Here is a 259-nt window from a genome sequence, read left to right as displayed (position 1 = left end):
GAACGGTACTACGCTTACGAATAAATCGCATTCATTCGTAAATGCAGTGTTTGGTGGAGGATGACGGGATCGAACCGACGACCCCCTGCTTGCAAAGCAGGTGCTCTCCCAGCTGAGCTAATCCCCCTACGGTGGAACTGGTAGGGCTGGTTGGGCTCGAACCAACGACCCCCGCGTTATCAACACGGTGCTCTAACCAGCTGAGCTACAGCCCCAACATTTTGCGTTCTTCTTTACTACAGCCGATAAGTGTGGACGT

General features: G+C 53.3%; 2 tRNA genes. Both read right to left on the bottom strand.

Features of this window, described 5'->3' with window-relative positions:
* Positions 1 to 51: 51 nt before the first annotated feature.
* Positions 52 to 127 (bottom strand) — tRNA-Ala (locus tag GM668_RS30405).
* A gap of 11 nt (positions 128 to 138) precedes the next feature.
* Positions 139 to 215, bottom strand: a tRNA-Ile gene (locus GM668_RS30400).
* Positions 216 to 259: the final 44 nt, after the last annotated feature.

Source organism: Pseudoduganella ginsengisoli (assembly GCF_009720865.1).
Taxonomy (GTDB): domain Bacteria; phylum Pseudomonadota; class Gammaproteobacteria; order Burkholderiales; family Burkholderiaceae_D; genus Rugamonas; species Rugamonas ginsengisoli.
This window is presented reverse-complemented; position numbering and strand designations above follow the sequence as displayed.